Source organism: Geobacillus sp., assembly GCF_017515625.1.
Classification (GTDB): Bacteria; Bacillota; Bacilli; order Bacillales; family Anoxybacillaceae; genus Geobacillus; species Geobacillus stearothermophilus.
This window is the reverse complement of the sequence record NZ_JAFWFM010000174.1, coordinates 1-2,304: the sequence shown is the minus strand read 5'-3', so window position 1 is coordinate 2,304 and position 2,304 is coordinate 1. Positions and strand designations below refer to the sequence as shown.

The 2,304-nt window shown below is 49.0% G+C and carries 2 protein-coding genes and 1 pseudogene; 2 read left to right on the top strand and 1 reads right to left on the bottom strand.

All coding sequences use genetic code 11. The features are described from left to right. Both IKE44_RS10225 and IKE44_RS13870 read left to right on the top strand, forming a co-directional pair. The coding region (locus IKE44_RS10225) for a hypothetical protein (protein ID WP_287465820.1) at positions 1-470 on the top strand (470 nt) is incomplete at its 5' end. A 366-nt stretch (positions 471-836) separates the two neighbouring features. Continuing rightward, positions 837-1,025 (top strand): annotated as a pseudogene (locus IKE44_RS13870) (IS1634 family transposase); the annotation flags it as partial. A 598-nt stretch (positions 1,026-1,623) separates the two neighbouring features. Here the strand turns inward: IKE44_RS13870 and IKE44_RS10215 are convergent. Next, positions 1,624-1,977, bottom strand: coding sequence for a YuzC family spore coat inner layer protein (locus IKE44_RS10215; protein ID WP_287465818.1), 354 nt, complete (start codon positions 1,975-1,977; stop codon positions 1,624-1,626). Positions 1,978-2,304: the final 327 nt, after the last annotated feature.

Below are 2,304 nucleotides of genomic sequence, written 5' to 3'. Positions count from 1 at the left end.
TCGTGAAACACCCGGAAAGAAAAAGGCAAGAAACCCCCACTTCAACGCCTACAGGCGTAAGTGGGGGAGGTTCATACAGCAACCAAGTGAAGCCTCAAGTGATCCCTAACCCAGGAGATGGAACGGTTATCGGAACTAGATATTATTCTTTTGATAACGATACCGCTAAATTTGTAAGCAGTGTATTAAAAACAGGATTAACTGCTATCGCTACATTAGCTGGATATACGTTTGGCCCTGGAGCGGCAACAACCATTGCTTCGATTTGTACATTGGCAGGGGAATATATTAATCTAAAACCATACTGGACAACAGTGAAAATCATACGATATTACAGTGATTATTATGATCAGTATATATATGACGCGTATCACTTTGTCTATAGCGACAGCAAGCGCACCAATCTGAAAAAAGTATTTATTTCCGACGATATGATCAAAACGACGGGCAATGTATTGGATACATTCTGATAGAAGGAGAATCTATTGTCCATGAATCGAAAAAAAGATTTGTCTTAGCTCTCGCCGTGCTGATGGTCATATTCTTTTTCGTCTACATGTTTGAAGAACAAGTGCTGCGCTTTTTAGACTATAAGGTGGTCAAGATGACGATGTTGATTTCGTTGATCACGATCATTGTCGGGGATCTCATTTATCGACCTAGGTGAGCCCGAGTTCGACAGCTTTGAGGTCATTTTAGGCAAATGGAAATGACCAAAATGCTGTTATATCAAGGGTTTCGTAATGCGGATCCTAGAAAAAAACGCTGAATTTCATAGGCACACGATTAATTATTTTTTTCTTTTAAAAATAAAGTTTATAAGTTGTAATATAGGCATGTATATACGACGAGTCACACGCAAAAACAAGGATGGAACAACCGTTGCTTATCTCCAGCTTGCTCACAATGAATGGGATCCAAAGGCCAAATAGGCGAAAGCGAAGGTGATGGATTCGTTCGGGCGCGAAGATGAAGTGGATCGCGCCGTCTTGGAACGTCTGGCCAAAAGCATTTCGCGATTCCTTCTCCGAACTCATGAATCGTGGCCGAACGTAAGAGACGAATGTGAGCGTCTTATGCTTGGACATTTTTCTTCCAAAAACGGCGGCCTTTCTCAGCGAGCCGAACTGACGGCCAAACAAGCGCAACTCTTTGCGGCTCTAGGGTTGGAACCTCCTCCGAAGATCCTAGGCATCCATCCTCGCGCCTAGATACACGCCCAAAGTGTGCTCAAATGCCTCCCGTCCCTTTTGTATCAAGGGTTGAGAGGCATTTTGTTTGCCTAGTCACTGTCGAACTCGGGGTGAGCGGATGCGCAAAGTGAATGGAAGGGGACGCCGGGCGTTGGGTGCCCGGCAAGTTTGTTTAGGCGCCAGACGGCGATGAGACGATCGTTGTCTTTTTTTTGGTTCACGAAGGTCGGCGGCGAGAACCGTTTTGGTGTGAAAGGAGCTTCTGGCCCAGCAAGGCTCAAACGACAACACCGCTTCCAGCGCCGTGCATCGTCTGGAAACGGCGCTATCGCATCAGGTGCGGCCGACGTGAACGGATGTTGGCAGCCGCCAAAGCAGGGAATGTGAAGAGCGAACGCCGCTTGCTGATTGCGCGTTGCGATGGCGAAGGCTATACGTGAAATGGAGGAAACACGTTCCAACGCAAGCCGATGGCAAGCTGGCAGCACGGAAATGCGCCAGGCGGCGGCGACAGCGTCAGGCGGATGCCGTTGGGATTAAAATACACTTCAGTTTGCGAGCGGAGGCCGAGCGAGCGGATGAGGCGCTTCACTTCCTCCGTTTTTCCTTCTTGGGCGGCGGACATGATCGTGGCGGAAAACGAGCGCGATTCGGCCAGCCTTTTTAAAATGACTCCAGCATCGTTCATGAGCGTCTGGGCGGTGGCAGCCGATTGGGAGAAGATGGCGGGGTCGACCGACGGGTACGGCCTTGCCCATGCCGCAGGGGGCAGGAAATAAACCATGGGCTTGCTCCTCCTTTTCTGCGTGATTACTACTTATTTATACTCGTTGCGCTGTAAGCCGGTGCCATGGAAGACCGGTGAAAAAGGCTGTCGCGCCCCAATCAGCGGCATTTCACCGAAAAAGAAAACGGGATTCACCATGCTTTTTAATGCAAAAAGCGGCTGGGACCAGCAGCATGTTTCACTATATAGATGCAACGAAGAAGTTTAACATATCCTTGACGGAAAAGCGGTTTGTCCATTTTCGACTGTCGAAGGCAAGCCATAGGCTTGCCCCGTCACGCCAAGGCGTGACGGAAGACCGAACAACCACCTGCTTCACAGACC